Below are 20,774 nucleotides of genomic sequence, written 5' to 3'. Positions count from 1 at the left end.
CCACGGACGCCGGCGTCTGCGGAGCAGGATCCCCACCCGGATTGCTGTGCAATCCGACCTCCCCTTTGCAAGGGGAGGTGAGGAAAGAGCGTGCCCGGTTCACGCGCGCCGCTAGTTCAAGCTCGCGCTCGCCGTAAAACTGCGGTCGACAGCCTTGCCGACATCCAGCGTCTTGCCGAAGATACCGTAGCGCGTGGCGCGATCGGAGGCGGCCTGCACCTCCTTCACCACGGCCTCGTCGATCGCGATCGGGCTCGTCTTCTGCGCGGTGTAGGCGGCGAGCAGCACGTCCTCCGGTAGTTTTGTGAGCTCGGCCGTGTTCCTGGCGTACTCGGCGAGATGGTCGAGCGACCAAAGCCGCGCCTTGTTGAGCCGCTGCACCAGGTCCTGCACCGCCGCGCGCTTGGTTGCGATCGCGTTGTCGGAGGCGACGATGAAGGTGATGGTCGGCGTCAGCCCTTCGCCATCAGCGACGACGCGCGCCCTGTCCTTCAGCGTGGCGTAGGAGATATACGGCTCCCACACCGCCCAGGCGTCGATCGAGCCGGCGAGCAGCGCGATCTTGGCGTCGACCGGGCCGAGCGGGGCGAAGGTTGCGTCCTCGATCCTGCTGCCGGCTTTTTCCAGCGTCGCATTGATCAGGAATTGGCCCCAGCCGCCCCGCGTGCCGGCGAGGCGCTTGCCCTTCAAATCGGCTGCCGTCTTGATTGGCGAATCCCCGCGCACCAGGATCGCCTGCGTCCGCGCATCGGAGCGCGTGCCGCCGATCGCCTTGATCGGCGCGCCCGACGCAAAGACCGTGAGGAAGGACAGATCGCCGGTGTAGCCGACGTCGAGCGCGCCGGCGTTGATCGCTTCCAGGATCGGGGCTGCGGCGGGGAATTCCGACCACTCGATCTTGTAGGGCAGATCCTTGGCGAGGCCGGAAATCTCCAGCAGCGAGCGGTTGCCGCCCTTCTGGTCGCCGACGCGCAGCACGATCGCGTCGGCCGCGAGCGCCGCAGCCGATGTCGACAGCGTGATCACGGCCGTGATCAGCGCTGCCGCCGTGCGGCGGGTGAGAGAATAGGCAGGGCCCGAGCGGGTCAGTTTGCGCATATGAATTTTCTTCCTGATTCATTCGCTGCGCCGCGGAACGCGCGGCAGCGTTCGATCAAGTCTATGAGCAAGCCGTTCGCCGTCAACGAAACGGAAATCTGAGTTCGCCGGCTGCGCGGCAAGGATGATCTCGTCAAGCAGGCCGCGCGTAGAAGACATCGCGCATGCGGCCGCAAAACGCCTAGATTTGATGCAGTCACGGGTGATCGCGCCGCATCTCCGTCTGGGACGATCGTGAAAATCCTTTCATCGCCGCGCGATGCGATCGTGGAGAGTTCAGCTGTGGCGCCGACAACATTCGAAATTCCATTTCATTGACGATGATCTTGTCGCGCCGCATCATTTGCATGTTGCTTTGAGTGCAATCGCGCCGGAGAAATCCGCTTTTTTCTGAACCATGTGCTTCGAACGACGGGGCGTTCAAACGGAGACGTTTTGCGCGCGGGGCGGAGCCTTGCCGAAATGCAGGAGTGAAGATGTCGACGGATAACAAGAAGACGGTGATGGATCGCCGCACATTGCTGCGTGCGGGCGCCGCCGCGGCCTTTGCCGCGCCGATCGGGGCGTATAGTGCGCAGGCCTTCGCGCCACGGGCGATCACGCCGGCGATCGACTTCTCCGAATTCCCGGTCTGCAAGACCGCATCCGATGCACCGGCTTTGACCGGCGCGCCGCGCAAGCTGAAGCTGTCCTGGAACGCCGGCGCGGTCTGCCTTGCGCCGCTGCCGGTCGCGATCGACCACGGCTTCTTCCAGAAGCAGAATCTCGACGTCGAGCTGATCAACTATTCGGGCTCGACCGACCAGCTGCTGGAGGCGATCGCCACCGGCAAGAGCGACGCCGGTCTCGGCATGGCGCTGCGCTGGCTGAAGCCGCTGGAGCAGGGCTTTGACGTCAAGATCGCCGCCGGCACCCATGGCGGCTGCATGCGCGTCCTGACCCGCACCAATTCCGGGGTCGACAAGCTCGCCGATCTCAAGGGCAAGATCGTCGCGGTCGGCGATCTCGCAGGTCCCGACAAGAATTTCTTCTCAATCCAGCTGGCCAAGCTCGGCATCGACCCGATCAAGGACGTCGACTGGCGCGCCTATCCCGGCAATCTCCTGAACGTCGCGGTCGAGAAGGGCGAGGTGCAGGCCTTCCTGTCGTCGGACCCGCTGGCCTATCTCTGGCTGAAGGATGCGCAGTACAAGGAGGTCGCCTCCAACCTCGACGGCGAATATCGCGACAAGAGCTGCTGCATCGTCGGCCTGCGCGGCAGCCTGGTGCGCGAGGAGCCTCAAGTCGCGCGCGCCATCACGCAGGCGCTGCTCGACGCCGCGATGTTCACCTCGCAGAACCCGGACAAGGCGGCGAAGTCGTTCCAGCCCTATGCGCCGAAGGCGGCGAGCCTCGCCGATCTCGAGGCAATGGCGCGCTATCACACCCATCACCATCATCCGACCGGCGAGGTGCTCAAGCGCGAGTTGAAGGGCTACGCCGACGACCTCAAGACGGTGCAGGTGTTCAAGCAGAGCACCGACACGGCCAAATTCGCGGAGCGGATCTATGTCGACGTATTCAGTGTCTGACACGACGGCCGCGGCCGCGCCGCGCGCGGCGGTCACGTTCTCGAACCTCTCCGGCAGCTACGGTGTCGGCCTTGCGGCGAGCCTCGTCTGGCTCGCCTTTGGCCTCTCCTGCCTTTATTGGCCCGATGTCGGCGACTGGTCGCGGACCGGATCGCTCGGCATCGGCGCGATCGTCATCGCCGCGTTCATCCTGTTCGGCACATTCAGCGCGGATTATCTCGGCGGCGCCGGGCAGGCGTTGCGCAAGCGCGCGCCATGGCTGGTGGCGTTCGGCGCCTTCGTGACGTTGTGGGAGGTGGCCACCGCAAAGTTCGCCTGGCTGCCGCTGCCGTTCTTCCCTCCGCCGCAGTCGATCCTCGAGGTCTATACCGACGATCTGCCGAAACTGCTCGACAGCGTGTTCGCCTCGATCAAGCTGCAGCTCGGCGGCTACATCATCGGCGCAACCGTCGGCTTTATCACCGGTGTCTCGATCGGCTGGTCGCAGAAAATCGGCTATTGGGTGCATCCGGTGCTGCGCTTCATCGGTCCGCTGCCGGCCACCGCCTGGCTGCCGATCGCTTTCTTCACTTTTCCGTCGAGCTGGAGCGCCTCGACCTTCCTGATCGCGCTCGCCACCGGCTTTCCGGTGACGGTCCTGACCTGGTCGGGCGTGGCGAGCGTCAGTAGCGCCTATTACGACGTCGCGCGCACGCTCGGCGCGAAACCGTCGTTCCTGGTGCTGAAGGTGGCGATCCCCGCCGCGCTGCCACACGTGTTCGTCGGCCTGTTCATGGGGCTCGGCTCGTCCTTTGCGGTGCTCGTCGTCGCCGAGATGATCGGCGTCAAGGCAGGGCTCGGCTGGTACCTGCAATGGGCGCAGGGCTGGGCGGCCTACGCCAACATGTATGCGGCGCTGATCGTGATGTCGCTGCTCTGCTCCGGCGCGATCACGCTCTTGTTCCGCACCCGCGACCGCCTGCTGGTCTGGCAGAAGGGCGTCGTGAAATGGTAGTGCAGTCCGCCGCAGAAGCGATCACCTACCCGGCGGTCGGCGCCGAGCTCGATATCGAAGGTGTCAGCCACGCCTTCGATATCGATGGCGCCACGCTGCCAGTGCTCGACAATGTCAATCTCGCGATCGCGCCGGGCGAGTTCGTGGCGCTGCTCGGCCCGTCCGGCTGCGGCAAGTCGACCTTGCTGCGGCTGGTGGCCGGGCTGGAGAAGCCGCGCGCGGGCACGCTGCGCGAGGATGAAGTCCGCATCGCCGGACCGCATCCGTCGCGGGTTGTCGTGTTCCAGGACCCGACGCTGTTTCCGTGGCGCACGGTGTGGGACAATGTTGCGCTTGGCCTCGAAGCGCAGGGCATTCTGAAGGCGCAGCGCCACCGCGTCGATGACGTCATCGAGCTGGTCGGCCTGTCCTCGTTCCGCAACGCTTATCCGCACCAGCTGTCCGGCGGCATGGCGCAGCGCGTGGCGCTGGCGCGCGCGCTGGTCAACGATCCGAAGATCCTGGTGCTCGATGAGCCGCTCGGCAAGCTCGATTCGCTGACGCGGATCGCCATGCAGTCAGAACTCGTCGCGCTGTGGCAGCGCAAAGGCTTCACCACGCTGTTGGTCACCCATGACGTCGAGGAGGCGCTGGTGCTCGCCAACCGCGTCATCGTGCTCTCCGATCGGCCGGCGCGGATCAAGGCGGACATCGCTGTCGCCAGGCCGTATCCGCGGCATCGCGGCGATCCTTATCTGGCTGAGCTGCGCAAGCAGATTCTCGGCCTGCTCGGACTGGAGGCGACATGGTGACGTCTGCGGCGAGGGAGCTGCATCCGGCGGACGAGCCGGAGCACATCGCGCGCGCGTTGCGGCTCGCCGACGTGTTTGCAGCGCGTGCGCCGGCGCACGACCGCGACGCCAGTTTTCCGTTCGAGAATTTCGCCGATCTGTCGCGCGAGGGCCTGCTGGCGCTGACCGTGCCGGCGGCGCTCGGCGGCGGCGGAGCGGGCGCCCGCGACGCCACGCGCGTGCTCGGCATCATCGGCAAGGCCGATCCGTCGACCGCGCTGGTGCTGTCGATGCATTACATCCAGCATCTGGTGATGGCGCGCAGCACGCGTTGGCCGGGCCGGCTGTCGCGCAAGCTCGCCAAGGAGACGGTCGAGGGCGTGGCGCTGATCAATGCATTGCGCGTCGAGCCCGAACTCGGCTCGCCCGCGCGCGGTGGCCTGCCGGCGACGACGGCGCGCCGCACCGAGACCGGCTGGCGGCTGACCGGCAAGAAGATCTATTCGACCGGCGCGCCGATCCTGAAATGGTATTCGGTCTGGGCGAAGACCGATGAGCCGGAGACCCGTGTCGGCTTGTTTCTGGTTCCCGCCGGTCTGCCGGGAACGCGGATCGAGGAGACCTGGGACCATCTCGGCCTGCGCGCCAGCGGCAGCCACACCGTGATCTTCGACGACGTCGTGTTTCCGCTGGATTACGAGATCGACGTGCGCACGCCCGACGACTGGAAGGTTCCTGACGTCACCCAGGCGACCGTGCATGCGATCTTCGTCGCCGCGATCTATGACGGCATCGCCCGCGCGGCCCGCGACTGGCTGGTCAAATTCCTGAAGGAGCGGGTGCCCGCCAATCTCGGCGCGCCGCTCGCGACCTTGCCACGGATGCAGGAGGTCGTCGGTGCGATCGAGGCGCGGCTTGCGGTCAATGCCCGCCTGATCGACAGCTTCGCGACCGATTTCGATAACGGCTTCCCGCTGTCCGCGATCGAGTCTAACATCATCAAGCTGACGGTGACAAATAACGCCGCGGCAGTGGTGGAGGATGCCTTGTCGCTGACCAGCAATCACGGTCTGTCGCGAACCAATCCGCTGGAGCGGCATTACCGTGACGTGCTGTGCGGCCGCGTCCATACCCCGCAAGACGATGCCACCCGTGTCTCCGCCGGACGCTCCGCGCTGGGCGTCTGAAAACAACAGCCAACAACAACGGAGTTCCCGTCATGCCGGTCGAGTTCATCGGCTTCATCACCAACAACAATGCCTCCGAGACCATCGTCCGCTCAGGCCCGGTGCTCGATCCGCCCTATATCGAGACGGTGGCCAAGGCGCATGAGCTCGCCGGATTCGATCGCGCGCTGCTGGCGTTCCATTCCACCACGCCGGATGCGTTGCAGGTCGCGCAGCATGTCCTGACCATCACCAAGCAGCTCAAGGTGATGATCGCGCAGCGACCGGGCTTCACCGCGCCGACGCTGCTGGCGCGCCAGCTCGCGACGCTGGATCAGTTCTACGGCGGCCGCGTCTCGCTGCACGTCATCACGGGCGGCAACGCCATCGAGCTGCGCCAGGACGGCAACACGCTCGACGACAAGGACGAGCGCTACGCCCGCACCAGCGAATTCCTCGACGTGGTGCGGCTGGAGTGGACCAGCGAGAAGCCGTTCAACTACAGCGGCAAGTATTACAACGTCGAGAACGGCTTCTCGCAGGTGAAGCCGTTGCAGAATGGCGGCATCTACACCTTCGTCGGCGGCGGCTCGGACGCCGCGGTCGAGGTCGCGGGCAAGCACGCCGATACTTTCGCGCTGTGGGGCGAGTCCTACGCGCAGGTGCGCGACGTCACCGCGCGGGTGCGCGCCGCCGCGGCCAGGCACGGAAGGCCGACGCCGCGCTTCAGTCTGTCGGTGCGGCCGATCCTCGCCGACACCGAAGAGAAGGCGTGGAAGAAGGCGGAACATATCCTCGAGCGCGCCACCGCGCTGCAGGACCAGACCGGCTATCGCCGTCCCAACCACGCGACCGACGGCGCCAAGCGGCTGCTGGCGCTCGCCGATCAGGGTACGCGCATCGACAAGCGGCTGTGGACCGAGATCGCCAAACTGACGGGCGCCAACAGCAATACCACCGCGCTGGTCGGCACACCCGAGCAGGTCGCCGAGGTATTCGGCGATTATTACGATCTCGGCGTCAGCCACTTCCTGATCCGCGGCTTCGACCCGCTGGTCGATGCGATCGATTATGGCCGGGCGCTGATCCCGCTGACCCGCAAGCTGATCGAAGCGCGCGACCAGCAGCGGGGGATTGCCGCCGAATGATCCGTCTCATTGTTGCGGCAGTGCTTGCGCTCGTCGCCGTCGACGCGGCCTTCGCGCAGACCACGCTGCGCGTCGGCGACCAGAAGGGCAATTCGCAGGCCGTGATGGAAGCGGCCGGTGTGCTCAAGGACGTTCCCTACAAGATCGAGTGGAAGGAGTTCGCCGCAGCCGCGCCGCTGCTGGAGGCCCTGGGCGCAGGCGCGATCGATACCGGGCTGGTCGGCGACGCGCCGTTCACCTTCGCGGCGGCCGCCAAAATTCCGGTCAAGGCGATCGTGGCGGTGCGGCAGTCGCGCGACGGGCTCGCGGTCCTGGTGCCGGAAAGCTCTGCGATCAAGAGCTTTGACGATTTGCGCGGCAAGAAGATCGCGACCGGCCGCGGTTCGATCGGCCATCAGCTGATCCTGGCGGCGCTGGAATCGAAAGGCTGGCAGGCGAACGACGTGCAGATCGTGTTCCTCGCGCCGTCGGATGCCAAGGTCGCCTACACGCAGGGCGCGGTCGACGCCTGGTCGACCTGGGAGCCGTATGTGAGCCAGGAAGAGGTGCTGTTCAAGTCGCGCCGCGTCATCACGGCTGACGGCATCACGCCCGGCCTCGGCTTCCAGGTCGCGACACCGGATGCGATCAAGGCCAAGCGCGCCGAGCTCGAGGATTTCGTGCGGCGGTTGGCGGCCGCGCGCGCATGGTCGCAGAACAATGTCGAGGGCTACGCCGCGACCTGGGGCAGGCTGATGAACATCCCGCCCGCGGTGGCGGTGAACTGGCTGACGCGGGCCAAGATCCGCATCGCGCCGATCGACGACAGCGTGGTCGCCGACGAGCAGAAGACCATCGACCTCTACGACCGCTGGGGCCTGATCCGGCAGAAGATCAACGCCGCCGACATCGTCGACCGCTCGTTTGGTGCGGCCGTCGGGAAGGGCGCGGGACTGTAGGCAATTTGCAAGCGACACCAAACATTCAGCGTCGTCCTGGCTTTCGCCAGGACGGCGGTGCTCGCACGATTTCGGAATATTGGAAATGTATCCCTGATTTGCCCGACGTGTCAAGCTGCCCTGTCGAAGGCCGGCAGCCGCGAGGTCCTTTGCATGGGGTTGTTTTCGATATTTTGCCGGCGCACCTGCGGCGGCCCAGCAGGCGGGAGATTTGGACCGTCTGCGCGGAAGCGATTCAGCTCCGCACTATTGCACCGCTAACGAACCCGTGATTCAAAACATCCATTCGTCCGCCGGCTGCCGCGCGGCAAGGATTTTCCCCGTTTGGCACATTCCAAAACCGCAACGTTGCTATTTTCGCCACGACCTTGCCACCCCGCCCGGCGCCGCCAAGATCAAAAGCACGAACAATCGAGTCCGGGAGATCACCATGGGCCTTCAACAAACTCGCATCGAGTCGCTGCCGTTTGTGACCGCTGAACTGAATTATCTCGCGCCGACGCCGGGCAAGCCCCGGACCTACGCCTTCGATCCGCCGCCCGGCGAACCCAAATCCACCGCGCTGCCCGAAGCCCACAATGTTCCGATATTTGACGGGCGTTTGATCGCCGACAGCTTCTCGCTCGATCGCGAGGGCTTTGCGCTGGTCAAGCATCCGACCAGCGTCAAGGACTATTACGACGAGAACGAAGTCCGCAACGTCTACTATCCCGCCGTCGAAGCCTTCCTGAAGGCGACGCTGAAGGCGGATCGCGTTGTCATCTTCGATCACACCGTGCGCAAGCGCGTCGAGGGCGCGGCTGACATCCGCGGCGGTGGTCCGCGCCAGCCGGCGACCCGCGTCCATGTCGACCAGACCGCCGTCTCCGGCCGCAACCGGGTGTTCGAGCACCTGCCCGACGAGGCCGAGCAGCTGGTCAAGGGCCGCGTCCAGGTGATCAATCTGTGGCGCCCGATCCGCGGTCCCCTGCGGGATTCACCGCTGGCGATGGCCGACGGCACCACGGTCGCGCCGGAGGATCTGACCGCCTCCGACCTGATCTATCCCAATCGCAGCGGCGAGACCTACTCGGTGAAGTACAATCCGAACCACCGCTGGTTCTACATTCCCGAGATGACGCCGGACGAGGCGATCCTGCTGAAATGCTACGACTCGGCGACCGACGGTCGCACGCGGTTCGGGCCGCATACGGCGTTCGTCGATCCGACCACGCCGGCGGATGCCGCGCCGCGCGAGAGCATCGAGCTGCGCACGCTGGTGTTCCATAAGCAGTGAAGTCACCTCGCCCCGCGTGCGGGGAGAGGTCGGAACGCATCGTTAGATGCGTTCCGGGTGAGGGGGAGCCTCCGCACATCCAATTGTCACCGTGTTCGCGGGTGCAGCCCCTCACCCAGCCCTCTAAGAACGAGCTTCGCTCGTCTCGACCCCGTGAAGAACGGGGAGAAGGCTAACTGATTGGCACCCTCCGCCCAATAATGTTACGCCCGTCGCCAAACCGCTCGGGGAAGAGGCGATTCGTGGACGGCGTGGTGACGAAGGAAGAGGCGGGGATCGGGTTCCGCGCCCTGGTGCTTGCACTTCTGGCATTGGCCTCCGGCCACATGCTGTCGACGCTGCTGCGGACCATCCCGGCGATCAGCCTCGATCTGATGGCGTCGGATTTCGGCACCTCGCCGCAGGCGCTCGCGAGCCTCACCTCGATCTATCATTTCTCCTTTGCCGCCTCGCAAATCCCGGTCGGCGCCGCGATGGATCGTTTCGGCGTGCGGCCGGTGTCGCTGAGCCTGCTCGCCGGTACCGTGATCGGAACGCTGGTCTCGGCGCTGGCGACGGGGCCTGCGAGCTTTGTGCTCGGCCAGCTCATGCTCGGCGTCGCCACTTCGGGCATGCTGATGTGCCCGATGACGCTCGCGGCCAAGCAGATGTCGGCGGCGAAGTTCGGCCTGTGGTCCGGCCTGATCCTCTCGATCGGCAATATCGGCATGCTGCTGTCGGCAAGCCCGCTGGCGTTCGTGGTCGATCAGTTCGGCTGGCGCGCCGGTTTCTGGGTTTCGGCCGGCTTCGGCATTGTCGTGCTGATCGCGGTGTTCGCGCTGGTGCCGCGGCAGCCGGCGGCGCATGCGGATGATTCCTCGCCGCTGCACCAGATGGCCGAGGTGCTGCGGCTCGGCATGTCGCGTGGCCTGCGTGGTCTGATCGCGCTGTCGCTGGTGTCGCTCGGCGCGTCGCTGACCTTGCGCGGCTTGTGGGGCGGCCCGTGGCTGATGGACGAGAAAGGGCTGAGCCGGATCGAGGCCGGCAATGTGCTCGGCCTGTTCACGCTGGCGATGATCGTCGGCCCAGCCTGCATCGGCGCTTTCGATCGCAAGTTCGGGCACCGCCGTGCCATGGTGGCGGTGACGCACGCCATCGCCGCGCTGCTGCTCGTCTTGATGGCGGCCGGTGCGCCGCATTTCCCGGTCTCGAATCTCTTCGGGGTTACCGTGATGCCGACGCAATATGACCTGGTGCTGTTGATCCTGATCGGGCTCGCGACGTCGGCGCAGCCGCTGATCTACGGCATGACGCGGCAGCTTGTCGCCGCACAGAACACCGGCAAGGCGCTGTCCTCGGTCAATCTCGCGTTCTTCCTTGGCGCAGCGCTGCTGCAATCGAGCACCGCCGGCGTCGCGGCGCTGTTCGGGTTGCCTGCGGTGCTGCTGTTCATCGCCGGCGCGCTGGTGATCGGGACCGTGCTGTTCCTGGTCTACACCAGGCCCTAAAGCGCGATGAGATTGGGTTGAATCGTCATCGCGCCTTGGCTCTTTGTTTGAGCATGATCTTTTCGGAAAACCGCTTCGCACTTTTCCGGATCATGCTTTAGCGCGCCGTTCCGATCAGATCGTCTGTGCCTGCTTGCGAATCTCGTTGGCAAGCGGCCGCAGGGAATCGCCCCCGCGCGGCCCCACCAGGGAGTAGCCCGTACCGCCGTCAGCCCACGAGAAGCCCGCGACATCGCCACCCGAATGCGCGGCCATCGGCGCGTTCTGGTCTGACGTCATCGGGCGGGTGAGAACCACAAGCCGCTCGCCGCGATCGTCGTCGTACATGAACATGGCCGCAGGACCATGTGCGGTCGGCACTACCCGTCCGCCCATCAAGCGATATCCCGACTTGGTGAGATCCGGCAGCTTCACCGGTTGATGCAACCGGTTGGAGACCCATTGCACAAGCTCGGTGCTGTCGCGCAGCTCGACCGGCCGCGTGCGATCGGAGGCGTACACTCTGTAGGAATCGCTGGCCTCCTCGGCGAGCGCCACAATCCCGCCGACCGGTGTCTGTGTCGCGCCGCGGATCATCCATCCACCGAGACCGCCGATCGAGAGCATCAGCATCGCTGCGATGGCCCAGCGCAACGACGAGGGGCGGCGGCGCGGGCTCTCGATCATCCTGGCGAGGTTGAGCCGCGGCGGCAGCGGCTCCTCGGCGATCGGCAGCAGCGCCGATCGCAAGAGGTTACGCTCATCGGAGTAGGCGGCGATGCGCTTGGCCACGTCCGGATGCTTGTCCAGATAGGCACGGACCTCGGCCTCGCGTTCCGGCTCGAGCGCGCGATCGACGTAGGCGTGCAGATCGTCTTCTGTAATGGGTCGGTTGCTCATGTCTTGTTCCGCAATTGCACGACATTATGATCCCGGTCGCCGGGAGTCCCCTCCAGTTCGTGATGCAGCCGCTCGCGGGCGCGCGCGAGGCGTGACATCACCGTGCCAATGGGCACCCCAAGCACCTTCGCGGCATCGGCGTAGGACAAATCCTCAACGCCGACGAGCAGCAGCACCGCACGCTGGTCATGCGGAAGCCTGGTGAGCTTCGCCATGACATCGCGATACATTACCTTGTGCTCCTGCGCCGCTTCCTGGCCGAATGCATCCTCGTTGGTTTCGTCGATCGCGACATGAACGCCGCGCACCGTTGCGCGGCGAAACTGGTTGATGGCGAGATTATGCAGGATCGCGAACAGCCACGGGCGCGGATTGTCCGACCGCCGCTGCTCCCAGTGGATGACGGCGCGTTCCAGGCAGTCCTGCACCAGGTCGTCGGCCGCGGCGTGATCGCGGACCAGGGCCCGCGCATAACGCCGCAAGGCGGGTATCAGCGGCTCGACCAGGTGCAGCATGTCGCTCATGGCGCTTGTACCTGCACGACCGCGCCGAGTTTCGCCGGCTCGCCGGCTGCGATGACGAGGTAGCGTCGCTCCGCCCTGGCCGCGCTCTGCACGATCTGCCGGATCGGACCGGCCGCGTTGACGATCGCGGAGCCGGCCGGATTGGTCATGAAGGCTGCCAGCGGCTCCACCATGCCGCCACCGTCAGCGTGTTCGGCCAATCCCAGCACGTAGCGCTGCTTCGGCTCGAGCCCGGTCACGGAAGCCTGCAGCACCTGGATCAGGCCTTGATCGAACAGCGATACGCTGGTCGGCGGCTTCTCGCCCTTGGCTTGCTTTTTCGGTGCGAGCGCGAGGTGAGCGGCCTGGCCGGCGACGCCGAGGGCTTGCAGGTTCTGGCGATCTTCCGGATTTGGCGCGGCGTTCGGCACATAGACGATCGCCTGCGGCGCCTGGCCGATCGGGATGTTGGCGATCACCTTGTTGGTCGCGGTGTCGATCGCGGCCAGCGCGTCGGCATTTTCGAGACCGACATAGACCCGCGTGCCGTCGCCGGACGGCCAGACGCCGTGCGGCAGATTGCCGACGGGAATGGTCGCGACTTGCGAGAAATCGTCGGTTCGGAACACCTTGACCTCGTTGGTGCCGCCGATGGTCACATAGGCGAAGGTCCCCTTTGAGGTCCTGGCGAAATTGACGTGGTTGGTGATCGGGCCGCTGTCGATGGTCTTGATCAGGTTGAACGGCGGCTTGGCGTTGAACACCTGCGTCCTGCCGACATCCTTCAGCGTGAACCAGACCTGGTCGCCATCGGGCGAGGCCGCGATGTTCGGGCAGAACGGGCTTTCCTGCTTCACCTTCGCGACGATCTGATGGTCTGCCACCGAGACCACGTCGGTTTCCGGATTGAACGACGAACAGATGTAGCCGTACTTGCCGTCGGGCGAGAAGATCTGCATGCCGGGTCCCGCGGGCACCTCGATGCGCGTCGTTTCCTTGAAGCTCTGCGCGTCGATGACCGAGATGTAATTCTCGCCGCGCACGGTGACCCATACTTCCTTGCCGTCGGGCGTGAAGAACGCCTCGTGCGGTGACCGCCCGATATAGGTGACGTGCTTGACCGCGTTGGTTGCCGTGTCGATGAAGCTCACCGAGTTCGAACCGATCGAGACCACCGCGAGGGTGCGGTGGTCGGGCGAATAGCCCATGCCGTGGACCAGCACCTGGCCCTTGTAGAGCGGGCTGAAATTGCCCGGCTGCGGGTCGCCGAGCCGGATCACGCCGAGCAGCTTGTTGTCGGCCGGGTCGGTGACCGACACCGTGTTGGAGAACTGCTCGGCGGCGTAGACGCGATCGTGATGGCTGACCGGAATGTCGGGCGCGGACGCAGCGCCCGGCGCCTGTCCGGCGAAAGCGGAGCTCGACATCGCCAGCACGGTCGTGGCCAGCAGGCTCTTGAGGATTTGACGGTTCATCGTTTGAGGCTCCTAGTTCTTCATTCCGTGGGACATGTTCATATGATCGTGAGCGGCAGGCGCCGGGGTCTGCTGTGTTGGGGCGGGCGCGGACGCCGTAACCGGATCTCCGATCGCGAGCTTCATGGCGTCGATCTCCTGCTGCTGCTCGACGATGATTTCCTGCGCGATCCGGCGCAGCTGCTCGTTCTTGCCGTAGCGGAGCTCGATCACGGCCATGTCGATCGCGCCCTGATGATGCGGCTGCATCATCGCGACGAAGTCGCGGTCGATGTCGCCGCTCGGCTTGGCCGCCATGTCATTCATCATCTTGGTCATCGCGGTATCGTTTTCAGCAAGGAAGGCGCTCTCTTCGGCCGTCTGCCCGGTCTGGACCGGATGATGGTCGTCATGCGCGAAAGCAGCCGCCGCAGCTGCAAAAGCAAGCAGGGCGGCGCCGGCGAGCGGCGCGAGGCCGGACTTAAGGAATCGAGGAAGCATTTGCGTTCACCCTGGGAGTTGTCGGGGAGGCCCGAGCGGTTACGGGCTTGGGCCGGCTTGCATGGGTGGGACGCAGCAGCGTGAGTTCTATTCCTTCGTCAGGCAGATTCTTGTCGATCACGACTTGCTGATCGCCGGAATGATCCGTTTTGGCCGGACCAGCCGATTTGCGATCCGCAAGCCACTGGCTATAAGAAGGAATTCCGGTTTCGATCGACCGGTTCCACGATCCTCCCTGCGCAAGTCCTCGCGCCAAGAAGGCCAAAATGTCCGCCAAGATCGATCCGATCACCCGCTCCGTCGTCCAGCACCGCCTGTCGTCGATCGTGAAGGAGATGGGCGAAGCCATGCTTCGCACCTCGTATTCGCAGATCCTCAATTCCAGCCGCGATTTCTCGCTGGCGATCTGCGACACCAACGGGCGGCTGATCGCGCAGGCCGACCACATTCCGGTTCATGTCGGCGCCTTGCCCTGGGCGACGCTGGCGGTCGAGGAGCGCTTCAAGGATGTCGCGCCCGGCGACGTCATCCTGCTCAACGATCCCTACCAGGGCGGCAGCCATCTGCCCGATCTCACTGCCTTCGTGCCGGTGTTCGACGGTGGCAAGCGGCTGCTCTGGACCATCGTGCGCGCGCATCAGAGCGATATCGGCGGCGCCACCCACGGCGCCTACAATCCAGCCGCCACCGAGATCTATCAGGAAGGCATCCGCATTCCGCCGATCAAGCTCTACGAGGCCGGCAAGCCGCGCGAGGATCTGCTCGACCTGCTGGCTTTGAACATCCGCAACCCCAGGGAATTCCGCGGCGACCTCGCGGCGATGCTGGGCGCTGCGCATCTCGGCGAGCGCCGTGTCGCAAAACTGTTCAGCGAGTTCGGCGCGGATACGGTCGAAGCCGCGATCGAGGCCATTCTCGATGCGACCGAGCAGCAGACCCGCGCCGTGGTGTCCGCCTGGAAGGACGGCGTGTTCTACGGCGAAGCTCTGCTCGACGATGACGGCCACGGCCGCACCGACATCAAGATCGCCGCCAAGGTGACCAAGAAGGGCAGCGACATCGAGGTCGATCTCACCGGCTCCGATCCGCAGTCGACCAGTTTCGTCAATTCGTCACACGCCAACATGCAGGCAGCGGTCGCGATGGCCTTTGCCTATCTGATCGACGCCGACATTCCGAAGAACACCGGCGCGCTGCGGCCGCTGAAGGTGGTGGCGAAGCAGGGCACGATTGTCTGGGCCGATCCCGGCCGTCCCGTCACCTTGTGCACCAGCCATCCCTCCAACGAGATCGTTGAAGCCATCATCAAGGCGATGTCGGCGTCCTGTCCAGATCGCGTCATGGGCGGGTGGGGGCGCCGCTTCCGCATCGCGATCCAGGGCGAGGACCCGCGCAACGGACGCAATTTCATCTGGCACATGTTCCAGGCTCGGCCCGGCGGCGGCGCCTCGCCGGGCGGCGACGGTTATTCGTCGATCGGCGAATGGCACTCGGTCGGCGGTCTCAAATTCGGCAGCATCGAGGTGGCCGAGGTGCGCTTCCCCCTGCATTTCCGCCAGCACGAATTCCGGCCGGACTCCGGCGGCGACGGCCAGCATCGCGGCGGGCTTGGCGTCGCGCTCGACATGGTGCTGGAGACGCAGAAGCCGGCCAAGGGCAACACCGCCGGCGACGGCGCGCGCCATGGTCCCTGCGGCATGCTCGGCGGCAAGGACGGCGAGCCGCATCATTACCGGCTGCTCTCGGAAGGCCGCGCGCCGCGCGTGTTGAAGACGAAGGAAGTCGGCATCGAGCTGCGCCCCGGCGACTGCCTCGAGATCCGGTCCTCCGGCGGCGGCGGCTGGGGTCCACCCGAGAAGCGCTCGGCGGAAGCGCGGGCGCGCGATCTTGCGCAAGGTTTGGTTTCGAAAGCGGTGTAGGGCAGCGATGTATACGATTGGGGTCGACGTCGGCGGCACTTACACCGACCTGGTTGCGACGGATCAAAGCGGGCGCACCGTGTTCGCGAAATCGCCGTCCACGCCGGCCGATCAGTCGATCGGCGTGATGGCGGGACTGGAAGAGCTGGCGCGCCGCCTCGGCGTGACGCGCGCGGCGATGCTCGCCGCGACCGATCGCCTGGTGCACGGCACGACGGTTGCGACCAATGCGCTGCTCGAGCGCAAGGGCGCCAAAGTTGCGCTGCTGACCACCGAAGGTCATCGCGACGTCGTCGAGATGCGCGAGGGGTTGAAGCCGGACCGCTACGATCTGCGCACGCCGCCGCCCGAGCCGCTGGTGCCGCGCGAGCGCCGCTTTGGCGCGCGCGAGCGGCTGAAGGCCGACGGCAGCGCTGCGGTTGCGCTCGATGCCGCCGCGCTCGGCGACGTCATCGCGGAAGTGAAACGTTCGGGTGCGAATTCCGTCGCGGTCTGCTTTCTGCATGCCTATCTCAACCCGGCGCATGAGCTTGCCGCCGTCGAGCAGCTGGCGAAGGAGCTGCCCGACGTCAGCGTGTCGCGCTCGAGCGACGTACTGCCGCAGATCAAGGAATATGAGCGTGTGTCGACCACAATCGTGAACGCCTACGTCGCGCCGACGGTGCGACGCTATCTCACCAATCTGGAGCGTAGCCTGCATGAGGCGGGCTTCAAGGGCTCGTTGTTCGTCGTGCTGTCGCATGGCGGCATGGCGCCGGTGGAGGAAGCCTCGCGGCTCGCCGCGGGCACGGTGCTGTCGGGGCCGGCCGGGGGCATCTCCGGCAGCCGCCGCTGCGCCGAGATGCTCGGGATCCCCGATCTCGTGCCGTTCGACATGGGCGGCACCTCGACCGACATCTCGCTGATCGCAGATGGCCAGGCCTCGCTGTCGGCGGATGGCATGCTCGCCGGCCAGCGCATCGCGCTGCGCAGCCTCGACATCGCCAGCATCGCCGCCGGCGGCGGCTCGATCGCGAGCGTCGACGGCGGCCGCACGCTGCGGGTCGGGCCGGAGAGCGCGGGCTCGGTGCCGGGCCCGGCCTGCTACGGCAATGGCGGCACGGCTGCCACCGTCACCGATGCCAATGTCGTGCTCGGTTATCTCGACGCCGCCGCCTTCATGGGCGGCGCGCGGCCGCTCGACCGTGCGGCGTCGGAAGCCGCGGTGGACCGGATCGCCGCAGCGCTCGAGCTGTCGCGGATCGAGGCCGCCGCCGGCATCTACAAGATGATCAATCTGAAGATGGCCGACGGCATCCGCCTGATGACCTTGCGCCGCGGCGTCGATCCGCGCAAATTCGCGCTGCTCAGCTTCGGCGGCGCCGCCGGCATGCACGCCGCCGAGGTCGCGCGCGAGCTCGAGATCAAGCGCATCATCGTGCCGACGGTCGCCTCTGTGCTTTCGGCCTGGGGCATGCTGACCAGCGATCTGCGCTACGAGGTCAGCCGCACCCATTACGGCACCGGCCGGATTTCCGCCGACGAGGTTCGCGCCTTGTTCGCCGGGCTGGAAGAGCAGGCGGCGGGGCGGCTGCGCGACTGGTTCAAGGGCGATATCGGCATCGAGCGCTCGGCCGAGATGCGCTACGGCGAGCAGGTGTTCGAGATCGACGTGCCGCTCGGCGAGCTCGATCTCGGCGCCGCCGACCTGGTGGCGCAGATCGAGGAGCGCTTCCATCGCCGCCACGAGGAGCTCTACACCTATGCCTCGCGCGGGCAGGAGGTGGTGTTCGTCAACGCCCGCGTTGCCGCCGTCGGCAAGGTGGCGCGCGGCAGCAGTGATGCCGGAAAGGCCAGCTCGGCTGCGCCCTGCGCGCCGCGCGGCAAGCGGCAGGCCTGGTTCGGTGCCTGGCGCGAGGTGCCGGTCTACGCGCTCGACGATCTCGGGCCGGGCCAAGCGCTGGCCGGTCCCGCGATCATTGAGGCCGAAACCACGACCGTCCTGGTCGACAGCGGCGACCGCGTCGCGGTCAACCCGCTGGGCTGGCTCGATATAACATTGCGCTGATCGTCAAGTCGGAACTGCACTCCCTCTCCCGCTTGCGGGCAGGGCTATCGCATGTGCGCTCGATCCCTCCACAGACTCGTCATGCCCGGCCTTGTGCCGGGCATCCACGTCTTGGTTTCCGCGCGAAAAAGACGTGGATGGCCGGGACAAGCCCGGCCATGACGATGTGGAAATAGCGCCGCCAAGCTTTTCGCTGCCATATGCGATTGCCCTGCGCTTGCGGGGGAGGTGAAAGAAGGCCTGCCTCCGCCATCAACATTTCATTTTTCCGGCATTGGCTTGGGCGATAAACTCCGCTCGCTCGGGAGGAGCGCCGGCCTGGTGCCGGCGCGTTTGTGGCGATGTTGATGCAAACAAAAAGACAAACTGCGCTTTCGATATCCCTCGTCCTCGCAGCTGTCCTCGCGGCGGCGCCGTTGCGCGCGCAGCTGGCGCAGACGGCGGCGGCCGGCAACGAGATCCGCATCGGCAACGTCATGCCCTATACCGGGCCGCTCGCCGCGTTCGCGACCATCGGGCGGGCGGAGGCGGCCTATTTCGACATGGTCAACGAGCATGGCGGCATCAACGGCCGCAAGGTCAGGTTCGTCTCGGTCGATGACAGCTCCAATCCGAAGATCGCGATGGAGCAGACCCGCGATCTCGTCGAGAAGCAGGATGTGCTGTTGATGTTCGGCTCGTTCGGCACGCCGAGCAACCTCGCGGTCCGGAAGTACCTCAACGAGAACAAGGTCCCGCAGCTGTTCGTCGCTTCCGGCGACGAGGCATGGGCGCATCCTGCGACCTTTCCCTGGACCATGGGCTGGCAGCCGACCTTCCGCGCCGAGGGGCGGATCTACGCCAATTACATCCAGGCCGCCTATCCCTCGCGCAAGATCGCGGTGCTCTGGCAGAATGACCAGTTCGGCCGCGACCTGTTCAAGGGATTGCAGGAGGGGCTCGGCGACACCGCCGGCATGATCGTCGCCGATCTCGCCTTCGATGCATCGGAGACCGCGATCCAGAACCAGATCGGAATTTTGAAGTACTCCGGCGCCGACATCCTGGTGTTCGACGGCGCGCCGGCGATCGCGGCGCGCGCGATCCGCGTCGCCGCGGACCTCGACTGGCATCCGGTGTTCATCCTCGACAATGCGTCGGCCTCGATCGCCAGCGCCTTGCGGCCGGCAGGCCTGCAGAATTCGCTCGGCGTGATCTCGACCTCGTTCCTCAAGGATGCCGGCGATGCCTCCTGGAAGGACGATCCGCAGATCAAGGCGTGGCTCGCCTTCATGGACAAGTATTATCCCGACGGCGATAAGGACGACATCTACGCCGTGTTCGGCTACGCCGCCGCCGATACGCTGATGCAGGTGCTGCGCCAGTGCGGCGACGATCTGTCGCGCGAGAACATCATGCGGCAGGCCGCGTCGCTGAAGGATTACCAGAGCCCGATCGCGCTGCCCGGGATCGTGATCAACACCGGACCGAAGGACTTCCGCCCGATCAAGCAGATGCGGCTGGTGCAGTTCGACGGCAATGCCTGGCAGCCGATCGGCGACGTGATCGACAGCGCGTTCACGGCGGTGCGCGAGGATAATTGAGGGCCGTTGAGTTGGGTCATGCGTCGTCCCGGCCTAGTGCGCAATTGCGCACGGGGGGCCGGGACTCATTACCCCAACTGCGCATTGTTTTGCTCTGCTGGGGCGATAATCCCTTACACACCAGGCAGCGGTGGTTATGGGTCCCGGCCTTCGCCGGGACGACGATGGGGTGTGGGCCGGCGCAACAAACGCCTACTTCTTCAATCCATAATTCAGCAGCCCGCCCTTGTTCTTCGGCGGGTGCGCGCGCAGGCCTTCCTCGTTCGGCTCGGTGCCCCAGCCCGGGCGATCCGGGATCACCAGATGGCCGTCGACGAATTCAGGCACGTGGGTGAACAGCGCGTGGTCCCAGGCCAGGCGATCGATGTCCGTCTCCATGATGCGCAGGTTCGGCACTGCGGCGCAGAAATGCGCGTTCATCATGGTGCAGAGGTGGCCGTAGAAATTATGCGGCGCGACGTTGACCTCGAAATGGTCGGCGGCGGCGGCGATCTTCATCGACTGCCAGACCCCGTTCCACGGCGTGTCGATGATCGCGACATCCATCGCCTGCTCGGTGAAATAGGGCAGGAATTCGCGCAGGCCGAGCAGCGTCTCGCAGGATGAGACCGGGTGCGGGCTCTGGCGGCGGATGTAGCCGAGCGCCTGCGGGTTGAAGGTGTCGATCTCGACCCAGAACATGTCCATCTTCTCGATCGCGCGCAGGATCTTGAGATAGCCCTCGGTCTTGGCGTTGAAGTTGAGGTCGAGCAGGAGATCGACATCCGGCCCCGCGCCGTCGCGGATCGCCTCCAGGTGCATGCAGAGATTGCGCAGCACGGTGCGGTCGATATTGATCTCGGGCTGGAACGGCGAGCCGAAGCCGGGGCGCCAGCCTTGCGGCTTGCCGTCGGTATAGACGAAGATGTTGGTCTTCATCGCCGTGAATTTCTTCTCGCGCACTTCGGCCCCGATCGCCTTGACGCCGTCGAGATCAGTGATCGCCGGCTTGTACCAGTCGGGATGATTGATGCGCCAGGTCGCGCAATGCGACCAGTAGACCCGCACGCGGTCGCGGATCTTGCCGCCGAGCAGGTCGTAGCAGGGCACGCCGAGCGCCTTGGCCTTGACGTCGAGCAGCGCGTTCTCGATCGCCCCGAGCGCCAGCGCCACCACGCCGCCGGCGGCAGGGCGCGTCGCGGCGAACAGCTCGACATGGATCCGCTCGTGCTCGAACGCGTTCTTGCCGACCACCCGCGCCGACAGCCGCTCGATCGCCGCCGTCACGCCGGGCGCGCCGAAGCCCTCGTCATATTCGCTCCAGCCGACCAGCCCGTCCGTCGTCGTCACCTTGACGAAGTGATAATTCCGCCAGCCGGCATCGCAGGCGAGCGTCTCGACGCTTTTGATTGTGGTGGATTTGCTCATGGTTTCCTGCCCGGTTGTTTGTTGCTGTTGGCG

The 20,774-nt window shown here is 65.7% G+C and carries 17 protein-coding genes; 11 read left to right on the top strand and 6 right to left on the bottom strand.

Annotation, left to right across the window (positions count from 1 at the left end; translation table 11 throughout):
* Positions 1–111: 111 nt before the first annotated feature.
* Complete coding sequence (locus J2R80_RS38370) at positions 112–1,098, bottom strand: ABC transporter substrate-binding protein (protein WP_253640416.1); 987 nt, start codon at positions 1,096–1,098, stop codon at positions 112–114.
* Between the two features lie 476 nt (positions 1,099–1,574).
* Here J2R80_RS38370 and J2R80_RS38365 point away from each other — a divergent pair, with 476 nt between their 5' ends.
* The 8 genes from J2R80_RS38365 (at position 1,575) to J2R80_RS38330 (ending at position 10,448) form a co-directional block, all read left to right on the top strand.
* Positions 1,575–2,669, top strand: coding sequence for an ABC transporter substrate-binding protein (locus J2R80_RS38365; protein WP_253640415.1), 1,095 nt, complete (start codon positions 1,575–1,577; stop codon positions 2,667–2,669).
* A complete protein-coding gene (locus tag J2R80_RS38360; RefSeq protein ID WP_057015135.1) occupies positions 2,647–3,663 on the top strand; it encodes an ABC transporter permease in 1,017 nt (338 codons plus the stop codon). The genes J2R80_RS38365 and J2R80_RS38360 overlap by 23 nt, the downstream gene beginning before the upstream one ends.
* On the top strand, positions 3,657–4,454 hold the full coding sequence (locus J2R80_RS38355; protein WP_253640414.1) for an ABC transporter ATP-binding protein: 798 nt from the start codon (positions 3,657–3,659) through the stop codon (positions 4,452–4,454). Before J2R80_RS38360 ends, J2R80_RS38355 begins: the two co-directional genes overlap by 7 nt.
* Complete coding sequence (locus tag J2R80_RS38350) at positions 4,448–5,620, top strand: acyl-CoA dehydrogenase family protein (protein ID WP_253640413.1); 1,173 nt, start codon at positions 4,448–4,450, stop codon at positions 5,618–5,620. The genes J2R80_RS38355 and J2R80_RS38350 overlap by 7 nt, the downstream gene beginning before the upstream one ends.
* 32 nt (positions 5,621–5,652) lie before the next feature.
* The gene (locus J2R80_RS38345) at positions 5,653–6,747 is read left to right on the top strand and encodes an LLM class flavin-dependent oxidoreductase (protein WP_253640412.1); all 1,095 of its coding nucleotides are present in this window, start codon (positions 5,653–5,655) and stop codon (positions 6,745–6,747) included.
* Positions 6,744–7,685, top strand: coding sequence for an ABC transporter substrate-binding protein (locus J2R80_RS38340; protein WP_253603006.1), 942 nt, complete (start codon positions 6,744–6,746; stop codon positions 7,683–7,685). Before J2R80_RS38345 ends, J2R80_RS38340 begins: the two co-directional genes overlap by 4 nt.
* 430 nt (positions 7,686–8,115) lie before the next feature.
* A complete protein-coding gene (locus J2R80_RS38335) occupies positions 8,116–8,961 on the top strand; it encodes a CmcJ/NvfI family oxidoreductase (protein ID WP_253640411.1) in 846 nt (281 codons plus the stop codon).
* Positions 8,962–9,212: 251 nt separating this feature from the next.
* Positions 9,213–10,448 (top strand): MFS transporter, encoded by a 1,236-nt coding sequence (locus tag J2R80_RS38330; protein ID WP_253641064.1) that lies wholly within the window; start codon positions 9,213–9,215, stop codon positions 10,446–10,448.
* Positions 10,449–10,562: 114 nt separating this feature from the next.
* Here J2R80_RS38330 and J2R80_RS38325 read toward each other — a convergent pair whose 3' ends face one another.
* The 4 genes from J2R80_RS38325 to J2R80_RS38310 are packed head-to-tail and all read right to left on the bottom strand — an operon-like array spanning position 10,563 to position 13,785.
* A complete protein-coding gene (locus J2R80_RS38325; protein ID WP_168858919.1) occupies positions 10,563–11,327 on the bottom strand; it encodes an anti-sigma factor in 765 nt (254 codons plus the stop codon).
* Complete coding sequence (locus tag J2R80_RS38320) at positions 11,324–11,851, bottom strand: RNA polymerase sigma factor (RefSeq protein WP_253640410.1); 528 nt, start codon at positions 11,849–11,851, stop codon at positions 11,324–11,326. The genes J2R80_RS38325 and J2R80_RS38320 overlap by 4 nt, the downstream gene beginning before the upstream one ends.
* Positions 11,848–13,305 (bottom strand): YncE family protein, encoded by a 1,458-nt coding sequence (locus J2R80_RS38315; RefSeq protein WP_229192069.1) that lies wholly within the window; start codon positions 13,303–13,305, stop codon positions 11,848–11,850. The genes J2R80_RS38320 and J2R80_RS38315 overlap by 4 nt, the downstream gene beginning before the upstream one ends.
* A gap of 12 nt (positions 13,306–13,317) precedes the next feature.
* A complete protein-coding gene (locus tag J2R80_RS38310; RefSeq protein ID WP_057015145.1) occupies positions 13,318–13,785 on the bottom strand; it encodes a DUF305 domain-containing protein in 468 nt (155 codons plus the stop codon).
* Between the two features lie 266 nt (positions 13,786–14,051).
* On the opposite strand from J2R80_RS38310, the gene J2R80_RS38305 reads away from it, so the two are divergent.
* The 3 genes from J2R80_RS38305 (at position 14,052) to J2R80_RS38295 (ending at position 19,334) form a co-directional block, all read left to right on the top strand.
* Positions 14,052–15,704 (top strand): hydantoinase B/oxoprolinase family protein, encoded by a 1,653-nt coding sequence (locus tag J2R80_RS38305; RefSeq protein ID WP_076824321.1) that lies wholly within the window; start codon positions 14,052–14,054, stop codon positions 15,702–15,704.
* A gap of 7 nt (positions 15,705–15,711) precedes the next feature.
* Positions 15,712–17,751: a hydantoinase/oxoprolinase family protein gene (locus J2R80_RS38300; RefSeq protein WP_253640409.1), complete on the top strand. Its 2,040-nt coding sequence runs from the start codon at positions 15,712–15,714 to the stop codon at positions 17,749–17,751.
* Positions 17,752–18,098: 347 nt separating this feature from the next.
* Entirely contained in the window at positions 18,099–19,334 is a 1,236-nt protein-coding gene (locus tag J2R80_RS38295; RefSeq protein WP_253640408.1) for an ABC transporter substrate-binding protein, read from the top strand.
* A 192-nt stretch (positions 19,335–19,526) separates the two neighbouring features.
* Here J2R80_RS38295 and J2R80_RS38290 read toward each other — a convergent pair whose 3' ends face one another.
* Positions 19,527–20,741 carry a mandelate racemase/muconate lactonizing enzyme family protein gene (locus J2R80_RS38290; RefSeq protein WP_253640407.1) on the bottom strand — a complete coding sequence of 405 codons (1,215 nt, stop codon included), beginning with the start codon at positions 20,739–20,741 and terminating at the stop codon, positions 19,527–19,529.
* Positions 20,742–20,774: the final 33 nt, after the last annotated feature.

This window comes from Bradyrhizobium sp. USDA 4541 (assembly GCF_024171085.1).
GTDB lineage: Bacteria > Pseudomonadota > Alphaproteobacteria > Rhizobiales > Xanthobacteraceae > Bradyrhizobium > Bradyrhizobium australafricanum.
Note: the sequence above shows the minus strand (reverse complement) of the source record. Positions and strands in the feature narration are given on the sequence as shown.

Excerpts from the sequence above, each read along its gene's own strand:
- J2R80_RS38325 (WP_168858919.1), bottom strand. The coding sequence starts at position 11,327 with ATGAGCAACCGACCCATTACAGAAGACGATCTGCACGCCTACGTCGAT.
- J2R80_RS38310 (WP_057015145.1), bottom strand. The coding sequence starts at position 13,785 with ATGCTTCCTCGATTCCTTAAGTCCGGCCTCGCGCCGCTCGCCGGCGCC.
- J2R80_RS38350 (WP_253640413.1), top strand. The coding sequence starts at position 4,448 with ATGGTGACGTCTGCGGCGAGGGAGCTGCATCCGGCGGACGAGCCGGAG.
- J2R80_RS38300 (WP_253640409.1), top strand. The coding sequence starts at position 15,712 with ATGTATACGATTGGGGTCGACGTCGGCGGCACTTACACCGACCTGGTT.
- J2R80_RS38305 (WP_076824321.1), top strand. The coding sequence starts at position 14,052 with ATGTCCGCCAAGATCGATCCGATCACCCGCTCCGTCGTCCAGCACCGC.
- J2R80_RS38295 (WP_253640408.1), top strand. The coding sequence starts at position 18,099 with ATGCAAACAAAAAGACAAACTGCGCTTTCGATATCCCTCGTCCTCGCA.
- J2R80_RS38335 (WP_253640411.1), top strand. The coding sequence starts at position 8,116 with ATGGGCCTTCAACAAACTCGCATCGAGTCGCTGCCGTTTGTGACCGCT.
- J2R80_RS38345 (WP_253640412.1), top strand. The coding sequence starts at position 5,653 with ATGCCGGTCGAGTTCATCGGCTTCATCACCAACAACAATGCCTCCGAG.
- J2R80_RS38315 (WP_229192069.1), bottom strand. The coding sequence starts at position 13,305 with ATGAACCGTCAAATCCTCAAGAGCCTGCTGGCCACGACCGTGCTGGCG.
- J2R80_RS38360 (WP_057015135.1), top strand. The coding sequence starts at position 2,647 with ATGTCGACGTATTCAGTGTCTGACACGACGGCCGCGGCCGCGCCGCGC.
- J2R80_RS38370 (WP_253640416.1), bottom strand. The coding sequence starts at position 1,098 with ATGCGCAAACTGACCCGCTCGGGCCCTGCCTATTCTCTCACCCGCCGC.
- J2R80_RS38365 (WP_253640415.1), top strand. The coding sequence starts at position 1,575 with ATGTCGACGGATAACAAGAAGACGGTGATGGATCGCCGCACATTGCTG.
- J2R80_RS38340 (WP_253603006.1), top strand. The coding sequence starts at position 6,744 with ATGATCCGTCTCATTGTTGCGGCAGTGCTTGCGCTCGTCGCCGTCGAC.
- J2R80_RS38355 (WP_253640414.1), top strand. The coding sequence starts at position 3,657 with ATGGTAGTGCAGTCCGCCGCAGAAGCGATCACCTACCCGGCGGTCGGC.
- J2R80_RS38320 (WP_253640410.1), bottom strand. The coding sequence starts at position 11,851 with ATGAGCGACATGCTGCACCTGGTCGAGCCGCTGATACCCGCCTTGCGG.
- J2R80_RS38290 (WP_253640407.1), bottom strand. The coding sequence starts at position 20,741 with ATGAGCAAATCCACCACAATCAAAAGCGTCGAGACGCTCGCCTGCGAT.